We start from the raw sequence: 6,095 nt of genomic DNA on the forward strand, positions 1-6,095 counted from the left end.
CCGAAGCACCCCTCTCCGAGTCCATTCCCCTGCCCCCGCCTCCCGCTCCCACGCCGCAGGCCGAACCGCGTCAGGAGCAGGCCGGCAACACGCTGGAGGCCTCGGCGGGGCGGCCCTGGGCGGACGGGGTGTCGAAGCAGGACCAGGAGGCCGCGCTCGCGCAGTTCAGCGAAGGCAACGCCCTGCTCAAGGAGTCCATCTTCGTGCGGGCCGTGGAGAAGTACCGCCTGGCGCTGGCGCGCTGGAACCACCCGGCCATCCACTACAACCTCGCGCTGGCGCTGATGAACCTGGACCAGCCCCTGGAGGTGCACGAGCACCTGGTGGCCGCGCTGCGCTTCGGCGCGGAGCCGCTGGAGACGGAGAAGTTCGAGTACGCCCGCAACTACAAGACGCTCGTGGAGAAGCAGCTCGCCCGGGTGGACATCGCCTGCGACGTGGCCGGCGCCACGGTGACGATGGATGGACGGCCGCTCTTCGTGGCGCCCGGCCGCTACGAGGGGCTGGTGCGTCCCGGCGAGCACCGCGTCATCGCGTCGCTGGACGGCTTCGTGCCCAGCGACCAGAGCCGCACCCTGCTGCCCGGTGAGACGACGAAGCTCGACCTCAAGCTGTTCACCTCCGAGGACCTCATCCGCTACAAGCGCCGCTGGTCCGCCGCCATGCCCTGGCTGGTGATGGGCGCGGGCGTGGCCGTGGCCGGCGGCAGCGGCTACCTCCACCTCCAGTCCCGCGACCGCTTCCGCGCGTTCGAATCCGGCATCGCCGAGTGCGGCGGCTGCGTGCCGCCCACCCAGGTCGCCGACCAGCGCTCCCAGGGCAACCTGATGCAGCGCGGAGCCTTCGCCGGGTACGCCGTGGGCGGCGCGGCGCTCATCACCGGCGCGGTGCTGGCCGTCCTCAACCAACCCCAGCCGTATCGCATCGACTCGGGCCAGGAGGAGGCGGCGACAGTGGACGTCACCCCCCTTCTTGGCGGCGGCTCGGGCGGCGCCCTGGCCACGTTCCGTTTCTGAGAGGTCACCCCATGCCTCGCGTCTTCGCATCCCCGCTTCCCGGCGGTTCCTCCCTGGCGCGCCTTTGGGTGCTGCTGGCCGCGCCGCTGCTCTTGCTCTCCGCCTGCTTCGAGCCCGCGACCATGGACTGTCCCTCGGGGCTCGTCTGTCCCGCGGGCCAGCAGTGCGCCGCGAAGCAGGACGTCTGCATCGCGACGGACTGTGGCGACGGCATCGTCCAGGGCGCGGAGGCCTGTGACGACGGCAACATCCTCGACGGCGATGGCTGCAACCGCACCTGTGCCTCCGGCGAGGTGTGCGGCAACGGCATCGTGGACGTCGCCCGCGGCGAGAAGTGCGACGACGGCAACACCGTGAGCGGGGACAAGTGCAGCGCCGACTGCTTCTCCAGCGAGGTGTGCGGCAACGGCATCCTGGACGTGGCCGTGGGCGAGAAGTGCGACGACGGCAACAACGTGAGCGGCGACGGGTGCAGCGCCGACTGTCTGTCCACCGAGGTGTGCGGCAACGACTACACCGACCCCACCAGGGAAGAGCGGTGCGACGACGGCAACACCGTGAGCGGCGACGGGTGCAGCTCCGACTGTCTCTCCCTGGAGAGCTGCGGCAACGGCTACCGGGACGTCACCAAGGGCGAGCAGTGCGACGACAACAACAACCTGAGCGGCGACGGGTGCAGCTCCGACTGCAAGTCCGACGAGACGTGCGGCAACTCCGTCATCGACACCGTCAAGGGTGAGATCTGCGACGACGGCAACAACGTGAGCGAGGACGGGTGCAGCGCCGACTGCCGTTCGGCGGAAGGGTGCGGCAACGGCGTCCGCGACGGCGAGGAGCAGTGCGACACCGGGGGCGAGTCCACCACCTGCAACGCCAACTGCACGGTGCGCGTCTGCGGCGACAGCATCCTCAACAAGACCGCCGGAGAGCAGTGCGACACCGGGGGCGAGTCCGCCACCTGCAACGCCAACTGCACGGCGCGCGCCTGTGGCGATGCCATCGTGAACACGTCCTCTGGCGAGCAGTGCGACAACGCGGGCCCCGTCAACAGCAGCACCTGTGACGCCGACTGCACCATCGCCTTCTGTGGCGACGGCTACGCCAACAACACGGCAGGCGAGCTGTGCGACACGCGGGGCAACTCCCTCACCTGCGACTCCGACTGCTCCCCGGCAGCCTGCGGTGACAAGTTCCTCAACACCGCGGCGAACGAGCAGTGCGACGACGGTCCGAACTCGGCCGTCTGCGACGTCGACTGCACGCCCGTGGCCTGCGGCGACAGCGTCACCAACACGGCGGCGAAGGAGCAGTGCGACGACGGCAACGCCAGCAATGGGGACGACTGCCTCGACTCCTGCAAGCCCAACGTCTGCGGAGACACCTACGTCAACGTCTCCGGCCCGAGCAACCCCGAGGCCTGCGACGACGGCAACACCACCACCGAGACAAAGTGTCCCTACGGCACCGCGAGCTGCACGCTGTGTAACAACACGTGCAAGACCGTCCTCAACCTCCAGGGCAACGTCTGCGGCGACACCAAGGTGGACGCCACGAACGAGGCCTGTGACGACGGCAACATCGCCACCGAGGACGCCTGCCCCTATGGCACCGCGACCTGCAAGGTGTGCCGGTTCGACTGCAAGGAGAGCCTGTCGCGCCTGGGCAACGTCTGTGGCGACAACGTGAAGGATCCGAACCCGGCGAACGAGGCCTGCGACGACGGCAACACCGTCAGCGAGACCGCGTGCGCCTACGGCACCTCGACTTGCCAGAAGTGCAACAACACCTGCAAGACCGTCCTCGACCTCCAGGGCAACGTCTGCGGCGACACCAAGCTGGACGCCACGAACGAGGTCTGCGACGACGGCAACACCGACACCGAGACCTCCTGCGCCTACGGCACCGCGAACTGCAACGTGTGCCGCAACGACTGCAAGGCGGTCGTGCCGGTCAAGGGGAACGTGTGCGGTGACGGCGTGAAGGACCCGATCCACGAGGCCTGTGACGACAGCAACAAGGTCACCGAGATCGCATGCCCCTACGGCATCGCGAGCTGCCAGCGGTGCAGCAGCGACTGCCAGGAGGTCCTCGACCTCCAGGGCAACGTCTGCGGGGATGGCGTGAAGGACACGAACGCGGCCAACGAGGTCTGTGACGACGGCAACACCCTGGCCTGCGGCTCCTGCAGCGCCAATTGCAAGACGGTGCTGCTGAAGGAGGCCACGGGCACCATCACGACTCCGGGGGCCTCAGGCCTGAGGGACGAGGAGACCTTCACCCTCAGCGACGGCACCAACCCGCCCGTCACCTTCGAGATCGAGCGGTTCGGAGGGCTCAAGAACCCCGCCAACCGAGCGGTCGCCGTCTCGGCCGGGACCTCGGCGGGACAGATCGCCGCGGTCATCCAGACCGCGATCAACGCGGTGCCGGATCCGTTCGATATCCAGGCCTCCCTCAACGCGACCCAGGGCGTCGTGGATCTCACCCACAAGCTGAAGGGTTCCATCGGCAACCAGGCCATGACGGAGCAGGTCCTGGACGGAAACTTCAAGGTGAACGGGATGAAGGGCGGCGGCGGCTTCGACTGCCCGCTGGACGCGGAGTGCGTGGCCAACCAGGACTGCGACCGCGAGCTGGTGTGCGGGACCGCCAAGACCTGCACGCCCCCGTAGGCCTCCACTGAGGGAGCAGGCCCCGGAGGCATGGTAGACGTGGCGGTGCCATGAGCCCGCACCGCCGCGTCGTCTCCCTCGCCCTGTGCCTGCTGGCGGCCTCCGCCGGCTGCAAGCAGGAAGCGCCCTCCCCTGCCAGGAGCGAGGGCGCCCCGTCGAAGCCCTCCAGCCCCAAGCCCACCATCGGCCTCGTGCTGGGGCTGGGAGGCCGCGGGGACCACGCCTTCAACGACTCCGCGCTGCGCGGGTTGGAACTCTGGGCCGCGGGCCTTCAGTACACGCAGGGCGGCTACCAGGAGGCCGCCGCCAACCCCGAGCGCCCGGACCCGCTGGGCATCACGCCCATGGTCCTCCAGAGCCGCGTGGCCGAGGACTACGAGCCCAACCTCCAGCTGCTCGCCGAACAGCAGGTGTCGCTGGCGATGGGCGTGGGCTTCATGCTGGAGAACGCCGTGGAGGAGGTGGCCCGGAAGAACCCGACGCTGCCCTTCCTGCTGGTGGACAGCCCGCTCCTGGACGCGAAGGGCCGGGCCATCTCCCTGCCCAACGTGCGCACCGTCGTGTTTCGCGAGGAGGAGGGCTGCTTCCTCGCGGGCGCCCTGGCGGGCCTGACGACGAAGACGGGCCGGGTGGGCATGGTCGGCGGCATGGAGATCCCGCTCGTGAAGCGCTACGAGGCCGGCTTCCGCGCGGGCGTGGCCGCGACGAACCCGAAGGCCACCGTGCTCGTCAACTACACCGGCAGCTTCACCGACTTCGCCCTGGGCAAGCAGGTGGGGCAGGACCTGCTGCTCAAGAACACGGACGTCCTCTTCGCCGCGGCGGGCGTGGACGGGCTGGGCGCCATCCAGGCCGTGAAGGAGGCGCGCGACGCGGGACGGTCCGTGTATGTCATTGGCGTGGACTCGGATCCGTCCCACCTGGCGCCCCAGGCGGTGCTGTCCGCCGTCCTCAAGCGCGTGGACCGGGTGGTGTACGAGGCCATCCGGGACCAGCGCCAGGGACGCCTCTCTGGCGGCACCCTGTCGCTCGGGCTGAAGGAGGGAGGCATGGACCTCGCCCCCGTGCGGCTGGACTTCCCGGGCAAGGCGGAGGCGCTGCGCACGGTGGAGGCGCTCCGGGCCCGCATCATCTCCGGGGAGCTGAAGGTGCCCACGTCCCCGGGCGCGTCAAGTCCCTGACGCTACCCGGCAATCCGGCACGGTCCCTCCCCCGCTCCCCCTCCGAGAATTACCGTCGACGCTGGCGTTACACGGAAGACCCCTGATTTCTTGGTTCCGAGGGGCATCACTAGCGTACCGTCAGGGTTCACGGGGGGTGAAGCATGGTCGACATCCTCGGTCGAAGCCGTACCCATGTCCGGCTGCTGGACATGGTCTCCGCGGCAGCGACCCATGATGTGGAGGTCCTCATCCAGGGGCCCAGTGGCGTGGGCAAGGAGCTTTACGCGCGGCTCATCCATGAGCGGAGCCAACGGGCAGCGCATGCCTTCATCCCGGTGAACTGCGGCGCGCTGCCGGCGGAGCTCTTCGAGAACGAGCTGTTCGGCCACCAGAGCGGCGCCTTCACCGGCGCGCGGACGCGCACGCAGGGCCTGGTGGCCGAGGCCGAGCACGGCACGCTCTTCCTGGACGAGGTGGACGCGCTGCCCCTCTCCGCGCAGGTGAAGCTGCTGCGCTTCATCCAGCAGAAGGAGTACCGGCCGCTGGGCGCGTCGCGGATGCAGCACTCGGACGTGCGCATCATCGCCGCCACCAACACGGACCTGCTGCAGGAGGCGCGCGCGGGCCACTTCCGCTTCGACCTCTTCTTCCGCCTGCGCGTGGTGCCGCTGGAGGTGCCGCCCCTGAGCGAACGCCCGGAGGACATCGCGCCCCTGCTGGAGCACTTCCTGCTGCGCTACGCGGCGGAGTACGGCCGGCCCACCGTCACCTTCTCCGACGCGGCGCTGGAGCGGCTGTACACCTACCCGTGGCCCGGCAACGTGCGCGAGTTGGAGAACTGCGCGCGCTTCCTCCTGTGCGCCCACGGAGGAGCCCGGGTGGACGTTTCGGACCTGCCGCTCCTGCCAGAGCCCCGGCGCGAGCCGCCCCCCGCCGACGCCGTGGTCCCGGCCTGGCGCGAGCCCTTCCAGGAGGCGAAGCGCCGCGTGGTGGAGGCCTTCGAGCGGGCCTACCTGCAGGAGTCGCTCGTGGCGCACGCCGGCAACATCGCCGCGGCGGCGCGGGCGAGCGGCAAGCACCGCCGCGCCTTCTTCGAGCTGATGCGCCGGCACGGCCTCACCGAGCGCTGAAGCCCCCCGGGCCGCGGAGGCCCAGGGGGTGGATGTTTTCGTCCACCCCCCTTTTCCCAGGAGCCACGCGGGGTTGCGCGGGTGGGGGGTGGATGGATTCGCCCACCCCACGTC

The 6,095-nt window shown here is 69.8% G+C and carries 4 protein-coding genes; all 4 read left to right on the forward strand.

All coding sequences use genetic code 11. The annotated features are described in order from the left end of the window. The coding region (locus D7V93_RS35870) for a PEGA domain-containing protein (protein ID WP_244237708.1) at positions 1-1,016 on the forward strand (1,016 nt) is incomplete at its 5' end. Between the two features lie 11 nt (positions 1,017-1,027). After that, the gene (locus D7V93_RS35875) at positions 1,028-3,688 is read left to right on the forward strand and encodes a DUF4215 domain-containing protein (protein WP_120647642.1); all 2,661 of its coding nucleotides are present in this window, start codon (positions 1,028-1,030) and stop codon (positions 3,686-3,688) included. A 50-nt stretch (positions 3,689-3,738) separates the two neighbouring features. Beyond that, positions 3,739-4,869, forward strand: coding sequence for a BMP family lipoprotein (locus D7V93_RS35880; RefSeq protein ID WP_120647643.1), 1,131 nt, complete (start codon positions 3,739-3,741; stop codon positions 4,867-4,869). Between the two features lie 143 nt (positions 4,870-5,012). Then, the gene (locus tag D7V93_RS35885) at positions 5,013-5,981 is read left to right on the forward strand and encodes a sigma 54-interacting transcriptional regulator (RefSeq protein WP_120647644.1); all 969 of its coding nucleotides are present in this window, start codon (positions 5,013-5,015) and stop codon (positions 5,979-5,981) included. The last annotated feature ends 114 nt before the right edge of the window (positions 5,982-6,095 follow it).

The sequence above is a fragment of the Corallococcus llansteffanensis genome, from assembly GCF_003612055.1.
In the GTDB taxonomy this organism is placed as follows: Bacteria; Myxococcota; Myxococcia; order Myxococcales; family Myxococcaceae; genus Corallococcus; species Corallococcus llansteffanensis.